Annotated in this window: 13 protein-coding genes; 5 read left to right on the top strand and 8 right to left on the bottom strand. The window is 39.6% G+C overall.

The annotated features are described in order from the left end of the window. Window positions 1–27 precede the first annotated feature (27 nt). From hisH to hisG, 5 genes are read right to left on the bottom strand one after another with little or no spacing between them, the layout of a single operon-like run. The gene (gene hisH / locus GQR45_RS06955; RefSeq protein WP_165725513.1) at window positions 28–618 is read right to left on the bottom strand and encodes an imidazole glycerol phosphate synthase subunit HisH; all 591 of its coding nucleotides are present in this window, start codon (window positions 616–618) and stop codon (window positions 28–30) included. After that, the gene (gene hisB / locus GQR45_RS06960) at window positions 615–1,676 is read right to left on the bottom strand and encodes a bifunctional histidinol-phosphatase/imidazoleglycerol-phosphate dehydratase HisB (protein WP_024611093.1); all 1,062 of its coding nucleotides are present in this window, start codon (window positions 1,674–1,676) and stop codon (window positions 615–617) included. The genes hisH and hisB overlap by 4 nt, the downstream gene beginning before the upstream one ends. Continuing rightward, a complete protein-coding gene (hisC, locus tag GQR45_RS06965) occupies window positions 1,673–2,782 on the bottom strand; it encodes a histidinol-phosphate transaminase (RefSeq protein WP_165725514.1) in 1,110 nt (369 codons plus the stop codon). The genes hisB and hisC overlap by 4 nt, the downstream gene beginning before the upstream one ends. Further along, entirely contained in the window at window positions 2,772–4,073 is a 1,302-nt protein-coding gene (hisD, locus tag GQR45_RS06970) for a histidinol dehydrogenase (RefSeq protein ID WP_165725515.1), read from the bottom strand. Before hisD ends, hisC begins: the two co-directional genes overlap by 11 nt. A 5-nt stretch (window positions 4,074–4,078) precedes the next feature. Next, window positions 4,079–4,978 (bottom strand): ATP phosphoribosyltransferase, encoded by a 900-nt coding sequence (gene hisG, locus GQR45_RS06975; protein ID WP_007580644.1) that lies wholly within the window; start codon window positions 4,976–4,978, stop codon window positions 4,079–4,081. 419 nt (window positions 4,979–5,397) lie between these two features. Here hisG and GQR45_RS06980 point away from each other — a divergent pair, with 419 nt between their 5' ends. Continuing rightward, entirely contained in the window at window positions 5,398–5,634 is a 237-nt protein-coding gene (locus GQR45_RS06980) for a hypothetical protein (RefSeq protein WP_165725516.1), read from the top strand. Between the two features lie 112 nt (window positions 5,635–5,746). Here GQR45_RS06980 and GQR45_RS06985 read toward each other — a convergent pair whose 3' ends face one another. Together GQR45_RS06985 and GQR45_RS06990 are read right to left on the bottom strand one after the other, a co-directional pair. Continuing rightward, window positions 5,747–7,603 carry a cytochrome c/FTR1 family iron permease gene (locus GQR45_RS06985; protein ID WP_165725555.1) on the bottom strand — a complete coding sequence of 619 codons (1,857 nt, stop codon included), beginning with the start codon at window positions 7,601–7,603 and terminating at the stop codon, window positions 5,747–5,749. Between the two features lie 283 nt (window positions 7,604–7,886). Then, entirely contained in the window at window positions 7,887–9,170 is a 1,284-nt protein-coding gene (locus tag GQR45_RS06990) for a sodium:proton antiporter (protein WP_007580638.1), read from the bottom strand. A 332-nt stretch (window positions 9,171–9,502) separates the two neighbouring features. Between GQR45_RS06990 and GQR45_RS06995 the strand changes: the two genes are divergently transcribed. The 3 genes from GQR45_RS06995 (at window position 9,503) to GQR45_RS07005 (ending at window position 12,528) form a co-directional block, all read left to right on the top strand. Further along, on the top strand, window positions 9,503–11,419 hold the full coding sequence (locus tag GQR45_RS06995; protein WP_101163490.1) for an ATP-dependent DNA helicase: 1,917 nt from the start codon (window positions 9,503–9,505) through the stop codon (window positions 11,417–11,419). 9 nt (window positions 11,420–11,428) lie between these two features. Then, window positions 11,429–12,130 (top strand): tRNA (adenosine(37)-N6)-threonylcarbamoyltransferase complex dimerization subunit type 1 TsaB, encoded by a 702-nt coding sequence (tsaB, locus tag GQR45_RS07000; RefSeq protein WP_024607770.1) that lies wholly within the window; start codon window positions 11,429–11,431, stop codon window positions 12,128–12,130. A gap of 68 nt (window positions 12,131–12,198) precedes the next feature. Further along, window positions 12,199–12,528, top strand: coding sequence for a hypothetical protein (locus tag GQR45_RS07005; protein ID WP_165725517.1), 330 nt, complete (start codon window positions 12,199–12,201; stop codon window positions 12,526–12,528). Between the two features lie 94 nt (window positions 12,529–12,622). Here the strand turns inward: GQR45_RS07005 and GQR45_RS07010 are convergent, their stop codons facing one another. Further along, window positions 12,623–13,912: an alkaline phosphatase gene (locus GQR45_RS07010; RefSeq protein WP_165725518.1), complete on the bottom strand. Its 1,290-nt coding sequence runs from the start codon at window positions 13,910–13,912 to the stop codon at window positions 12,623–12,625. Window positions 13,913–14,326: 414 nt separating this feature from the next. Here GQR45_RS07010 and GQR45_RS07015 point away from each other — a divergent pair, with 414 nt between their 5' ends. Continuing rightward, window positions 14,327–15,178 carry an alpha/beta hydrolase gene (locus GQR45_RS07015; protein WP_165725519.1) on the top strand — a complete coding sequence of 284 codons (852 nt, stop codon included), beginning with the start codon at window positions 14,327–14,329 and terminating at the stop codon, window positions 15,176–15,178. Window positions 15,179–15,255: the final 77 nt, after the last annotated feature.

Raw genomic sequence — 15,255 nt, forward strand, 5'->3', positions numbered from 1 at the left:
TCTCTTTTTTGTTAGTTAATGGGCAGCTTACAACTGCCAATCAACAAAATTTTGTAATAAACGTGCGCCAACTTTTGCGCTGCGCTCTGGGTGAAATTGCATGCCTGCGTAATTGTCTTTAGCAACAATGGCTGAAAAGGTTTGACCGTATTCGCCGCTTACAAGTGTGGCGTCGTTTACGGTGTGCGCAAAGCTATGAACAAAATACACTTGCTCATCGAACGTAAGCCCTTTAGTTAGTGCATGCTCTTTGTTAACGCTTAAGTTATTCCAACCCATATGCGGCGACGTTAAATTGCCTACATCAAGTGCTTTTACTTGTCCTGGTATTTTACCTAGGCACTGTACGTTACCTTCTTCGGTGCTTTCGCACAGTAACTGCATACCTAAACAAATTCCCATAAGCGGGCGCTGGTATTCATTTATAGCTTGTTGCCAGCCGTTATCGACTAGGCGTTTCATAGCAACCGATGCATGGCCTACACCTGGTAATATAGCGCGCTCAAAACCCGCTAATTGCTCTGGTGAAGTAATTACTGTTGGCGTTTGCCCTAGGCGTTCAAACGCAAAACGTACTGAATTTATATTGGCACAACCGGTATTAATTATGGCAATCATAAACATCCCTTAGAGCTGGCTGTTTGCTGGGTCGTGTCTTGTGCTACGGCCATACGAAGAGCACGTGAAAACGCTTTAAATAAGCCTTCTACTTGGTGATGACAGTTACCGTCGCTTACCGATAAAATAAGGCTAATGGCGGCGTTATCACTTAAGCTTTTGAAAAAGTGCTCAACCATTTGTACGTCTAAATCACCGGCTTTTTCGCGGCTAAAGTTAGCGTTTAATACAAACGATGCACGACCCGATAAATCAATTTGTGCTTCAGCTTTACATTCATCCATAGGAAGAGCAAAACCATAGCGTGCAATTTGCGATTTAGTACCTAGGGCTTGTTTAAGTGCGACACCAAGAGCAATACCAATGTCTTCAACAAGGTGGTGCTCGTCTATGTGTAAATCGCCTTTGGCTTTGATGTTTAAGCCAATGTTTGCGTGCGTGCGAATTTGATCAAGCATGTGATCAAAAAAGCCAAGGCCGGTGTCTATGCTGCCATTTTTAGTTTGATCTAAGTTTATGGCTACATCAATTTGGGTTTCTTTAGTGTTTCGTGTAACACGACCTTCGCGGTTTGCGGTGGTCAACTTAGTCACTATCGCACTCCAATCGCCGTCGTATAAAATACCTTCACAACATAGATTTTGAGCAAGGCCAATATCAGTTTCGCGGTCGCCAATAACAAAAGAGCGTGCTAAATCTACTTTGCCTGAGCGCATAAGCTCGGTAAGTAATCCTGTTTTAGGTTTACGGCAATCGCAGTTTTGCTCGTTAAAGTGAGGGCAAATTAATACTTCGTCAAAGCTAATGCCTTGGCTTTGCATTATGTCCATCATTTTGTCTTGTGCTATATCAAAGTCAGCAATAGGGAAGCTATCTGTGCCCAAACCATCTTGGTTAGATACCATAACTAAACGGTAACCTGCAGCTTGTAATTGTAACAACGCAGGGATAACGCCAGGTAAAAATGCTAGCTTTTCAAGGCTATCTACCTGTTTGTCGGTAATTGGCTCTTCAATGATAGTGCCGTCGCGGTCGATAAATAAATAGGGGTTACTCATGATACTTCGTTTCCTGCTAAAGGTGCTGTGGAAGCTGGCGTTTGTAAGCCATCTAACCAAATTTTTACTTGTTCAAGTTCTTGTTCACTGCCAATTGAAATTCGTAGCCAGTCGTCTTCACCGTATAGCGTAAAAGCGCGCATAACCAAACCTTGCTCAAGTGCAATTTTAAAATAGTTTTTATCGGCTAATTTTAAAGTAACAAAGTTACCTTCACCAGTGAGAATTTTTAATGCAGCAGGGGAGGCGTTTAGCCAATCCACTAATTTAGCTTTTAAGCTATTTAAAATAGTAACTTGGCGGCGCATTGATGTAATTGCATCAGGTGCAATTGCTTGCGCTGCAATACTTGCTACTACGCCCGATACCGGATACGGCGCAATGACTTTACGAATTGGCGCAAGAGTTGCTGCTTGTGCAAGGGTAAAGCCGGTTCTAAGGCCCGCTAGCGCAAAGGCTTTAGAAAGCGTACGCAAAACCACTACATTACTAAACTCATTAATAAGCTTAGTCGCGCTTTGCTCTGGGCAAAACTCTATATAGGCTTCATCAACAATAACTAATGCAGAACCCGCAAGTGCTGTAGCAATCGCTTTTACTTTATCAAGTGGTGTTAGGCTGCCCGTTGGATTATTTGGGTTACAAATAAATACCAGTTTTGAGCTGCCAACAGCTGCAACTATTTCGTCAGCACTGCCACTTAATAATAATTCTTGTGTAAGCGCGTTAATACCAACGTTGTGTGTATCGGCGGTAACTTTGTACATACCGTAGGTTGGTAAAAATAGCGCAATACTATCTTTAGCTGGCTCACAGTATGTGCGCACTAAAAGCTCAATGCCTTCATCTGCGCCGCGCGTCATTAATACTTTTTCGCTTTCAAGCTCTGTATAAGCGGCGTAACGGTCAATAACCAGTTGCGGTTGTGGATCAGGGTAGCGATTTAAATCCTCAATACTCAGTTCAAGATTTTTAGCATACGGGCTTTCGTTAGCATTTAGCCACGTAGTACCGGTTAGCTTTTCACTTTTTGCAGAGCTGTATGCAGCAAGGGCTGCAATATTCTTAGGTAATAAGCTAGACGCTTGTGCGCTCTCATTGCTCATTTTTAATTGCCTCTAAACGAATTGAAACCGCATTAGCGTGGGCATCAAGGCCTTCTGCATCTGCAAGTGGTAAAATAGCTTTTGAAAGCTGCGTTAAACCACTTTTAGTAATTGTTTGCACTGTGTATGTACGAAAAAAATCAAGTAAGTTTAAGCTAGAATATGTTGCACTGTAACCATATGTTGGTAACACGTGGTTAGTACCCGATGCGTAATCGCCCGCTGATTCTGGCGTGTAGTCACCTACAAATACTGAGCCTGCGTTTTTAACTTTATCTAGGTATGGTGTTGCATCGCCTAGTTGTAAAATTAAGTGCTCTGGTCCGTATTGCGCCGATACATCAAATGCTTGCTCAATTGAATCAACTAAAATAAGTGAAGAATTAGCGAGCGCTTGCTCGGCTGTTTCTTTGCGGCTCAAATTAGCTAACTGGCGTGTAAGTGCCTGCTGAGTTTGTTCTATAATACTCTCGCTGTTACATAATAAAATAACTTGCGAGTCTGCACCGTGCTCTGCTTGTGAGAGTAAATCGGCGGCTATAAATTCTGGGTTTGCACGTTCATCTGCAATAACAAGTACTTCAGACGGACCTGCTGGCATATCAATTGCCATACCTGGAATAGTTTGCGCAACGAGCTGTTTAGCCATTGTTACAAAGCTATTACCTGGGCCAAATATTTTGTTCACTTTAGGAACCGATTCGGTGCCATAAGCCATTGCTGCAATTGCGCCTGCGCCACCACTTTCTATCAAAGTAGTAATGCCACATAACTTAGCTGCATATAAAATAGCAGGGTTAATCGCTTTATCACCTTGTACTGGTGTAGCAAGTACAACGGTTTTTGCGCCGCTTAACTGCGCTAATACACCCTGCATAATAACCGACGATGGCAGTGGAGCACTGCCACCGGGTACATAAATACCGACTGCTTCGATGGCTTGATATTTCAGTTCACATACAACGCCTGGTTGGGTCGATAATTTAATATCTTTTGGCAATTGCGCTTCGTGAAAACGTTTAACGTTTGCATAAGCGGTATCAATTGCGTATTTAAGCTCTGCACTTAGTGCTTGCTCAGATGCGCTAATTTCATCAAGCGGAACACATAAGCGAGGGTTAGATCTATTATCAAACTCTTTAGCCATGCTAAGTAAGGCTTCATCGCCTTGCTCTTTTACGTTAGCTAAAATAGTTTTGCATATAGCTTCAACCTTGGCACTGGCAGAAACTGCAGGGCGCATTAGCGCCGCTGCTTGTACTTGTGAAGATTCCTCATTCCAACGAAGCATGGCACTTACTCCATCATTTTTTCAATTGGCATAACTAAAATAGAGTTAGCGCCTAAGGCTTTTAACTGCTCCATTGTTTCCCAAAATAATGTTTCGCTGCTTACCATGTGAAGTGCTACGTATTCATCGTTACCAGCAAGGGCAAGTAGAGTAGGTTGACCAGAACCAGGTAAAATTTCACAAATTTCATCAAGTTTGTTTTTTGGTGCGTGTAGCATGATGTATTTGCTTTCTTTAGCTTGTCTAACACCACGTAGGCGCGGCATAAGCTTATTGATTAGTGCTAGTTTGTCAGCATCTTGAAGATCTTTATTTTGAATTAAACAGGCGTTTGATTCTAAAATTGTTTCGCCTTGAATTAAGCCGTTAGCTTCAAGTGTTGCGCCAGTAGATACTAAATCACAAATTGCATCAGATAAACCCGCACGCGGTGCTACTTCAACAGAACCCGTAAGCATTACTGTACTTGCGTTAATGCCTTCGCGCTTTAACCACTGAGTTAAAATTTCTGGGTAGGTAGTCGCAATACGTTTGCCTTCAAACCAGCTCTTATCGCGAGCGCCAAGCTCTTGTGGCCATGCAAGTGCAAGACGACAGTAACCAAAGTCTAGTTTTGAAAGTTTGGTTACTTCACTTGGAACACCTTGTCGTTCACGTTCTGCTTGAACTTCTACAAGTACGTTTTCGCCAACTATGCCTAAGTCACATACACCGTCCATTACTAAACCCGGAATATCGTCATCGCGCACACGTAGTACGTCAATTGGCATATTAGTTGAGTGTGCAATTAAGCGTTGTTCACGAAGGTTAAGTTTAACACCTAACTGTTTAAGCAGATCTTGACAATCTTTAGATAGGCGGCCGCCTTTTTGGATGGCGATACGTAGACGATTACTGTTGTTCATTATTCATTTTCCTTTAATTTAAAAACTAAAAACCCCGAGGGGAACCTCAGGGCGAAAATGAATCAATGTTATTTGAATCGCCAGAGGTTCCTTTTAGGAATAACCTCTCAGCGAAAGACCTGACAGGTTATTCCGGTGAATGGTGGTGATGATGTACTGTTGTCAGGTTTAAGCGCATTTTTTATCCTATGTAACTGCCCGTTGTTTTGTTAACGTGCAGTTGTTATCTGTTTAAATAAATTTCGCATTCATAAAAACATAAACAGCTATATTATGGCAAGTTTTTTTTAGCTTAATTAAAGCATATGTTATAACTGTCGATAATATTAAGATAATAAGCGCAATTTTCGCCAACAATTGGTTGTTTATCACTCAAACCAAGTGGTTAATGAATAAAATGAAAAAATAAGGAAGTACTTATGGATATTATGATCCCTTATTTAGGAAGAATAACTAGGCTAGAAGTTGAGTCAAAAAGTGCTTTTCATATTGCGGGTGTGCAAAGTGGGGCTGCCGCTGAAAAAGTTGAATTAGAGAATAAAAAAAGGCGTGAGTTACAAAAAAAGAAAAAGCTCAATATGCTTGATGATCAAAATAATAAAAAAAAGTCTAACCTAGATGATGACAAAAACCCCCATTTAGATACATGGGCTTGATAATACCAACTTTACTAAATACATAAGCAATTAACTCAAAAAGGCCCTTGCGGGCCTTTTTACTATGTATTTTGCTTATGCCAATTAGCTTAAACTTTTAAGCAGATTGGCATTACTCTTGGTTTTTGCTTTTAAATATATAAAAGCTAAATATAGCGAACACACATACTTGAGCCACAATACCTTGCCATGTTGACTTTATACCAAGCCATGCAATATCAAAGCTCATTGGTAGCGGCGCAATACCTATTATATCGGCCTCTTGTAATGCAATAACAGCTTTGCCCATAAGCACAAACGAGAGTGCAAATAATAGGTAAGTGGTAATTGCAAAAAACTTAGCAACCGGTAATTTAATTGAGTATTTAATTAATACCCACGTAATAATAGCCAGTATTGCTACAGCTATCGCAAAACCCGAAGCAATAGATGAATATTGAGCAGGCGAGCTTTGCGTTAATAAAGACTGATAGAACAATACAGTTTCAAAGACTTCTCGGTATACGGCTATAAACGAAAGCCCTGCTAAACCCCATAATGTACCCGACTCAAGACGCTTATCTATATTGTCTTTGATGTATTTTTGCCATTGCTGCGCACTGGTTTTACTGTGCATCCATACGCCAACATAAAGTAAAATTACAGCGGCAAACAATGCACCAGCACCTTCCATAACTTCGCGACTTGCACCACTTATTTCTATTAATGTTTGCGCCGCAGCCCACGTTAAGCAACCAGCAATAAGTGCGGTTACCCAACCAACATGTACATATTTAAGTGCGTCTTGGCGTTTAGTTTTAATAAGTACGGTCATAAGGGCAATAATAACGAGGAGTGCTTCTAGGCCTTCGCGTAGTAATATAACTAAACTCGCTGAGAGGAGTGCACCATCAGTTAGTTTGGTTTCGTTTAGCATGCTATCTGCTTTAGCGAGTTGAGCTAGCGCTGCACTTACTTTTTCGCCAACGATGGCTGCATCTTTCTCGTTTTTAAATGTTTGGCGCAGGTTCATCAGTTGTACTTCGATGTTTTTACGCAGTGTTTCGTCGTAGGCATTTAAGTTGTTTTCAACAAGCTCAAAGCCATCTAGGTAAGCGCTAATTGCTAAATCACTTGCTTGTGAGTAATTGCCTTTAGCATGCGCGGCTTGCGCTGCAAGCAACTGCGTGCGAGTAACCGTTATCGGATTCTTTTTACCGGTAAATAGTTGCTCTGGATTACCACGAAGCCATTTAACGTAATGTGCTTGTGCTTCACTTTGACCTGCCGATAATTGTGCAGGGTTTAAGTTTACAATCTGCGAAGCGGTAATGTTTTGCTCTAGGTTTTGTGGTTTTTGAACATCTTTAAATGCCAAGCTACCTACATAAAAAGCTAAAGACCAACGTTGTTGTTCATTAAATTGAGTAAAAGCAACCATTGGCGTGTCGTTAATACCGTTACTTACAGCGTCAAATAAACCCATTAATGAGCGGTTAGTTGCGCGTTCTTCATCGGTAAAGTTGGTAGGCTCTGGCGATAAGTTTTTTGCAAGCGGGCCGTCGCCTTGACCACTTGGGCCGTGACACATTGAACAGTTAGCAGCAAAAAGCGCTTTAGTTTGCTCAACAGGAAGTAGTGATGTAGGTAACGATAGTTGCGGCATAAAGGTCAGTAGCGACTCACGAAGCGCTGAGCTTGCTGCACGTACATCGGCAACACTCGCTTTATTGGCAATCGCTGTATGCAGGGCTTTAGCTTGTGCTTTTACTGTATCAAACTCATTTGTTTGGCTTGATAGCTGTCCAGCTTGCTCAATAATAACGTGCGAAAATTCAGTCATTTCTTGATATTCGTCAGGATCAAGTATTTCACCATTCCCAACAGCTGCCACGTAATCAACACCTACATACTCTGCAATCTGTGCAATTTGTTTTATTTTTGTTTGCTCATTAGGCGAGGCTGAAACACTAAAGCTTGCCATGACCATTATAAAAAGCATAAAAAAACATTGAAATTGTCGTTTGCTCAGAGACACCAAATTTAAAAACATGTGAGAATTATTTATGGACATCGAAAAGCCCTGTAGAGGAAAAGTCAAAATTATAATTGTTTTCATTTGCATTTCAAGCGGATTAATTTAAACAAAGCAGATAAATAAAAAGGATAACAATTTATAGAACTTTAAAGTGTTTTTGTAACACGTGAGTAACAGTAACCAAGTGATTTTTATAATAACTTGGTTACTGAATATGTTGCAGACAAAGCATTTATTATTTGGCTTGCTCAGCTGACTTAATGCTGCTTTGAATAAGCGGCGATATAGTTAAGCCTTGTACAATAATAGAAAATATAACCACTACGTAAGTAACAATAACGATTAGGTTATGTAGGTCTGAACCGCCTACAAAAACTTGCTCGCGTGGGATTGCTGCCGCCATTGCCAGAGCAAGGCCACCACGTAGTCCACCCCAGGTCAAAATTTTAACACTGTGTTTATCGTAAGTTCTAAAGCGTTTAAAAATTACAAATGGTGCGCCTACACTTATAAAGCGTGCTAGTAATACAACAGGTACCATTAATAACCCTAAACCAATTTCTCCAAGCGTGATTGGCATAGTGACTATTAGCATACCTATTATTAAAAACAGTAGAGCATTTAGAAAGCTGTCGGTTGCATGCCAAAAATCTTTTACGTAGCGCGTGTCTTCGGGGCCCGTGCGCTCGGTTGCTTTAGTGCGGGTAATATTACCCATTAATATGCCACTGGTTACCATGGCAAGTGCGCCAGATATTTCCCAAATATTTGCTGCAGCAAAACCTGCTGTTGGGATAGTTAAGGTAATTAATAAGCGAATATTTACGTCGCGGCTATTAATAATTAAAAAGTGGCCAACTAATGCAATGACTAAACCAAACGCAATGCCCCCTATTGCATCTACAAAGAATAGCTCTGCTATGTCACCAAATTGTGCATCTGTGCCATAAAAAGCAACAGAAAATATAGTGGTAAATATAACTAAACCAATACCATCGTTAAATAGCGACTCACCTTCTACTTGAACAGAGATGCCTTCTGGCGCTCGCATTTGTTTAATAATAGCAAGTACAGCGATAGGGTCGGTTGGGCTAATAAGCGCACCAAACAGTAAACAATAAATAAAAGGGACATCAAAACCAAAAACTGAAAATAAATAAAAGCTCAAATAACCCACTATAAATGTGGAAGCAATGGTTGAAAACAATACCAGGGCAGTAATTTCCCACCGCTGCTTACGCAGGGCAAGTAGGTTTATTTCGAGCGCACCCGCATAAAGTAAAAACCCCAACATGCCTTTAAGTAGTAACTCGTTAAAGTCAATACTGGAAACAATTTGGGTCATTGCTAATGCGTTCTGATCGCCTAATAATTTTACTGCAATAATCAGTAATAAAGAAATAACCACAGAGCCGGTAGTAATGGCAATAGTAGTTTGCATTTTGAGGATGTACTGGTTTGCAAAGGCTATAAAAATTGCAATTGCAGAGAGAAAACAAATGAGGTACCAAGCATTCATTGATTAACCTTAACTATTTTTTAAACGACACACAAAAAGGAGGATTATAAACCCGCGTATGTTACTCCTGTAATATTTGAGAGTCACAGTATTTATGCCTAAATATAGCTTTTAATGAGGATTGTTTTTAGTAAGAGTTAATAGGAAATGTGGCTTTGTAAATATTGTCATTATTAAATTAAATGTACGTTATAAATACAGTGTTTGTTGTAAACTTTAGTGGTTAATCACATTATTGAAACGTGTGTTGCATCATAAAATAAAAGTCGATTTTGTAATTACTTGCCCTAAATGCTTTGCTTACGTAAAATCCCGCTATTATTTATTTTAAAGTGATTGGTATTATCAAACAGCTGTTTAGTGCAACCGGGCCTTTGGCGTCATCGTTAGATGGATATACGCCTCGCCAACCACAAATTGATATGGCAGTAGCTGTTGCAGATGCATTAAAAAACAGTTCGCAATTAGTTGTTGAAGCAGGCACGGGTACTGGTAAAACATTTGCATATTTAGCCCCTGCACTTAAATCAAAAGGCCGAACGATAATATCGACTGGTTCTAAAGCTTTACAAGAACAGTTATATCACCGCGATTTACCTCAATTAGTGAAAGCGCTAGGTGCTTCTAAAAAAACCGCCTTATTAAAAGGGCGTGCCAATTACTTATGTACCTACCGACTTAATCAGCATGTTGCGCATGTACCTACTGACGACTCCGACGTAATGCACCAACTAGCTATGGTGGCTAAGTTTGCCAGTGAAACGCAGTCAGGCGATTTAGCCGATTGTATTGGTATAGAAGATGACGCGAAAGTACTGCCTTATGTAAATTCAACCGCCGATAATTGCTTAGGTAAAGAGTGTCCAGATTTTCAAAGCTGTTATATACGCAAAGCACGTTTAACTGCGGCCGATGCCGACGTAGTTGTGATTAATCACCATTTATTTTTTGCCGACATGGCCGTAAAAGAAAGTGGCTTTGCTGAGCTTATGCCAAAAGCCGATGCGTATATATTTGATGAAGCCCACCAGTTAAGCGAAATTGCCAGTGATTATTTTGGTGAGAGTATTAGTACTAAAAAGCTGGTGGATTTAATTAATGATTTACGTGCTATTTATAGAGCCGAAATTCCCGATATGCTGCAGCTAGGTAAAAGCTTAAATAAGCTTGAAACAAGCGTTGCTGATTTACGATTACAGTTTGGTGTTGATGGCAGTAGAGGCGATTGGCGAGAAAAGCTAAGTGATAAACAAATATGCGCGGCGCTTCATCGTGTGATCAGTGATTTAGATTTTGTTTATCAAGTACTTAAACTTTGCCTAGATAGAAGCGACAAAATTGAGCACCCATTTGAACGTGCACTTGCGTTTAAAGGGCAGTTAGAGCGGGTTTTTGATACAGCTCAAACCGGTTTTAGTTACTGGTATGAAACAACGCGCCGTTATTTAACGATTAATATAACGCCATTAAATGTATCCGCTAAATTTGCTCAAATGATGCAAGACACGGGGGCAGGCTTTGTATTTACTTCAGCAACACTTTCGGTCGACAACAAACTAGAGCACTTTAATGCAAGCCTTGGTTTAAAACCAAAACAAAGCATGATGGTAGATAGCCCATTTGATTACCCTAATCAGGCGTTGCTGTGTTTACCGCGTTACTTACCTGAATCGCACGCTGATAATATGCCCCATGCAATTGTAAAATTAACACTTGAGCTTATAAAGTCAGCGCAAGGGCGTTGTTTTGTGTTATTTACGAGCTATCGAATGATGCACTTAGTTGCCGAAGGGCTCACCACACAAATAGACTACCCAGTTTATATGCAGGGGCAAATGTCTAAGCGTATTATTTTAGAGAAATTTACTCGCCATGGTAATGCTGTATTACTGGGCACGGCTTCATTTTGGGAAGGCGTTGATGTACGCGGCAGCACATTAAGCTGTGTTATTATAGACAAATTGCCATTTGCAGCCCCTGACGATCCATTGCTTCAAGCTAAAATGCAAGATTGCCAAATGCAGGGAAAAGACCCTTTTTCACACATACAATTACCGCAGGCTGTTATTGCGCTAAAACAAGGTGTAGGGCGTTTAATTCGAGATAGTAAAGACAAAGGCGTACTTGTAATATGCGATAATCGCTTAGTTACACGCCAATATGGCCAAGTATTTTTAAAAAGCTTACCGCCGATGCGCCGCACGCGAAGCTTAGAAGATGCCAATACATTTTTAAAACAAATTAATTAGAGTAATAAAATGATCAAAAGTAATATTCTTGCCCTTGATGCTTCAACTGAAGCACTTTCAATTGTTTTACATTTTCAGGGCCAAACATTTCATCATTTTGAAGAATGTCCGCAGCAACATAGCCAAAAAATACTTCCACTTGTGGATGAGCTATTAACTAAAGCAAACTGTAAATTAAAAGACTTAGATGTCATTGGTTTTGGGCAAGGCCCGGGCAGTTTTACTGGTGTGCGTATTAGTGTAGCAATAGCGCAAGGTTTAGCGTATTCAACTAATTTGCCACTTGTAGGTGTGTCTACTTTGGCTATTATGGCGCAACAAGCGTTTGAACAAAACGGTAGTGTGAGTGTTTATCCAAGCATAGATGCGCGTATGGGGGAGATATACTTTGCACATTACCAAGCGCAAAATAATCTAATGCTTTTAGTTAACCAAGAATGCGTTATAAAACCTGATTTACTAAACAATGATTATATAGCGACCAATGAGCCATCTGTAGCGGTAGGCACGGGCTTTAAAACCTATCCTGATGCGCTTAATGACTTTGAAAACGTGACAATTAATACTGATATTACATTGCCTGATGCGCGTTATATGTTAGCGCATGTTGAAGCCGCGTTTTTAGCGGGTGACGTTGTAAAAGCGAGTGACGCTCAACCTAAATATGTGCGCGATACGGTAACGTGGAAAAAGCTACCAGGACGTGAGTAATCATATTATTTGCAAATTGGTTGTTTTTAAATCATAATTTTATGCGATATTAAGGTTGGAGACGCGTAATGACGCTGCCTATTGGTTCAGGTTTTTTTTCCGGAGATATTCCGGGTAGGGTTAGCCCTACTAAAGTTGTTACTAATAAACCACAGAGTTTATTAGACCAGCCGGCTGCTCAAAAAACGAATACCGATTATGTAAAAAGCAGTGTCGAGGGCGTCGAACTGGCTAATCAACTGTTTAAAAGCAGTGCTAAAAGCAATGAATACAGCCAAACAATTTACGACCAACCGACAGCTCAAGTAAGCAAAGCGATTTCTACTTATACTGAATTTGCCAATTTAGAACGCAGAGCCGAAGTACAAAATTTAATAGGCGTTGATATATACGCTTAAAGCTCATTCAAACGTTTAGATAAATACAGTGATAAAATTTAATAAAAAGCCCGAACATGTGTTCGGGCTTTTTACGTTCAAAACGAGGTAAAACTTACTGTTCAATAAAGCCAATTAGCTTATCGGCAATATCAGTATTATTTTGTGAGCCAATAAATTGCTCACTGCCTTTGCCATAGGCAAATACTTGAACGTCTACAGCGGTGTGTCCGCCGGTTGTCCAGCCAGTAAAGCTCGCATCACTAATAATACTTTTAACAGCTAAATTAAGCGCTTTTTCGCCCATTTTTTTAGCTTGCTCAAGTTTGATTTGGTTTTCGGTTGTAAATTCAATATTGGTGTTAGCATTCCATACTGGTTTTAAGTCTTTAGACTCCATAAGTTTGTCTGTTAACTTACTAGCAGTTGCCTTAACACCCTTAATTACGTCTGTTTCCCATTTAAATTGGCCGTGCGAACCAATAGTTAAACCGCCCGTTGAGTGATCGGCTGTGACTACAAGTATAGTGTCTTTATTTTTATCAACGTACGCTTTTGCTTTTTCGATTGATTTAGCAAAGTCGTCCATTTCAGCCATCGCACAGGCTATATCGTTAGAGTGACCACACCAATCAATTTGGCTGCCCTCAATCATCACAAAAAAGCCTTCTTCGTTCTGGTTATCTAGTAAACCAAGCGCTTTAGATGTTAACTGAGTAAGGCGAGTTGGGTTCATATCAAGTGCAAATGGCAGGCCTTTGCTTGCATACAAACCAATGGCAGGTATTTGTGTAATTTGGCCCAGATTATTAATATCGTCACCGTATTGATAACCTGCTGCTTTAAATTCTTCAACTAAATTACGGTCATCACGAATAAAATATTTAGTACCGCCACCTAGCATTAAATCAACGGGTAATTTACCAGCAATCTTATTATCAATATAATCGTTAGCAATATCATCGTAGTTGTAACGAGATTCATTGTGAGCTGTAAAGCTAGCAGGCGTTGCATGGTTTATTTGTGACGTTACAACAAGCGCTGTTGTCATACCACGCTCTTTTGCTATTTCAAGCATAGTTTTAACTGGTTTCTTGTCTGTATCTACAGCAACTGCGCCATTATAACTTTTATGACCGCTACTAAGCGCTGTAGCACCAGCAGCACTGTCTGTTACATAAGTATGGTCGTCAGGGTAGGTATGAGCCATGCCTTTTAAAATAGTGTCAAAAACCGTGCCTTCTACTTCTTTTGTTGCAGGGTCATCTTTAAAATAGCGATAAGCCGTGGTGTAAGCCGGACCCATGCCGTCACCAATCATATAAATTACATTTTTAGGTGCTGATTCTGCGTAAGCACCAGAAGCGGTGCATAAAAGTGCCAATAAGCTGATCTGTTTTTTCATGGTTGTACCTTATGAGTGTACCTTATTTAATAGCCGCTGATATTGTATACAGATAGGATGATAAATAAATGAATATCTGAGATATTTATAATTTATACTTTGATTTTATATACATAGAATTGTAGTTAACGCTGTTAGTTCTATTTATTTAAATTATACTGGTTATAGCCTAAGTACATATAATACCACTACCTTTTGATTGTTTGAAAAGTATACAAAACAAACTTGTTGAAAACGGTTGGTTTGTTGCTTTTGATTTAAGTGGTTGATAGTGTTGGGTTTTATTTTCATTCTTTGCTTTTTTTGACATCATAAAGATAATTAAATCGTGAATTTGGCACCATTTTCTAAGTTAGTGGTCTGACAACTTGTATGCTATAAATAATGATGCTCTAAATTAATAAAGGACTTACCGTGCAGCCATTTAATATTGAAACAAATAATTTAAATATTCATGGCTTAAAAGTAGGTTCAGGGAACGAAATAGTAATAGCGTTGCATGGGTGGTTAGACAACTGCCATAGCTTTATGCCAATGTTAAACAACGTTAACCCAGAGCACACTTGGTACTGCATTGATTTTGTTGGGCACGGTTTATCGTCTTGGCGAAGTGATGATGCACACTATTATTTTATTGATTATATTGATGATGTGTACCAACTTATAAGTGCGCTTGGTGTTAAAAAAGTACATTTAGTAGGTCATTCAATGGGGGCTATGGTTGCAGGACTTTTTGCTAGCTGCTTTAGTGATTATGTAAAGTCTGTTACCTTTATTGAGGGAATTGGTTGTGTTACAACCCCTAGTGAAGGTGTGTGTGAACAGTTAAAAAGTGCAGTACTAAATAGAGAGCGTTTAAAAAATAAAAAGTCGAGAATTTATAAGTCGAAAGAACTTATTTATGAAGCACGCGCTCAAACAACCGATTTAAATAGCGAGCTTATTACGCTATTAATGCAGCGAAATATAAAACAGGTTCTAGATGGTTTTGCGCTAACAACAGATCCAAAGCTCAAAAATCACTCAGGTTTTAGGTTTAATGAGGCGCAATGTATTGGTGCAATAAAAGATTTAATTGCACCATGTCAATTAATTTTAGGTAACGAAGGTTATTCGTTTGTAAAACAAAATTTGGCAAAGTATATTAGTTATTACAATAGCTTGAAGGTCATTAATGTAGATGGTGGGCATCATTGCCACATGCAAAGCAGTGAACTATGTTTTGAGCATATTCAAGACTTTATGCTGCAAAATGGTGCATGTTAATTGTAAGTTTGTGTTAAATGTGGGATTATTCCTGCATTAGAGTATTTGCTCAATTGTTAAAGCGCCTTACTTAGATT

It is taken from the genome of Pseudoalteromonas sp. SA25 (genome assembly GCF_011378705.1).
GTDB classification, from domain to species: Bacteria; Pseudomonadota; Gammaproteobacteria; order Enterobacterales; family Alteromonadaceae; genus Pseudoalteromonas; species Pseudoalteromonas arctica.

Coding starts and splice junctions, on each gene's coding strand:
- hisH (WP_165725513.1), bottom strand. CDS start 618: ATGATTGCCATAATTAATACCGGTTGTGCCAATATAAATTCAGTACGT.
- hisB (WP_024611093.1), bottom strand. CDS start 1,676: ATGAGTAACCCCTATTTATTTATCGACCGCGACGGCACTATCATTGAA.
- hisC (WP_165725514.1), bottom strand. CDS start 2,782: ATGAGCAATGAGAGCGCACAAGCGTCTAGCTTATTACCTAAGAATATT.
- hisD (WP_165725515.1), bottom strand. CDS start 4,073: ATGCTTCGTTGGAATGAGGAATCTTCACAAGTACAAGCAGCGGCGCTA.
- hisG (WP_007580644.1), bottom strand. CDS start 4,978: ATGAACAACAGTAATCGTCTACGTATCGCCATCCAAAAAGGCGGCCGC.
- GQR45_RS06980 (WP_165725516.1), top strand. CDS start 5,398: ATGGATATTATGATCCCTTATTTAGGAAGAATAACTAGGCTAGAAGTT.
- GQR45_RS06985 (WP_165725555.1), bottom strand. CDS start 7,603: ATGGTCATGGCAAGCTTTAGTGTTTCAGCCTCGCCTAATGAGCAAACA.
- GQR45_RS06990 (WP_007580638.1), bottom strand. CDS start 9,170: ATGAATGCTTGGTACCTCATTTGTTTTCTCTCTGCAATTGCAATTTTT.
- tsaB (WP_024607770.1), top strand. CDS start 11,429: ATGATCAAAAGTAATATTCTTGCCCTTGATGCTTCAACTGAAGCACTT.
- GQR45_RS07005 (WP_165725517.1), top strand. CDS start 12,199: ATGACGCTGCCTATTGGTTCAGGTTTTTTTTCCGGAGATATTCCGGGT.
- GQR45_RS07010 (WP_165725518.1), bottom strand. CDS start 13,912: ATGAAAAAACAGATCAGCTTATTGGCACTTTTATGCACCGCTTCTGGT.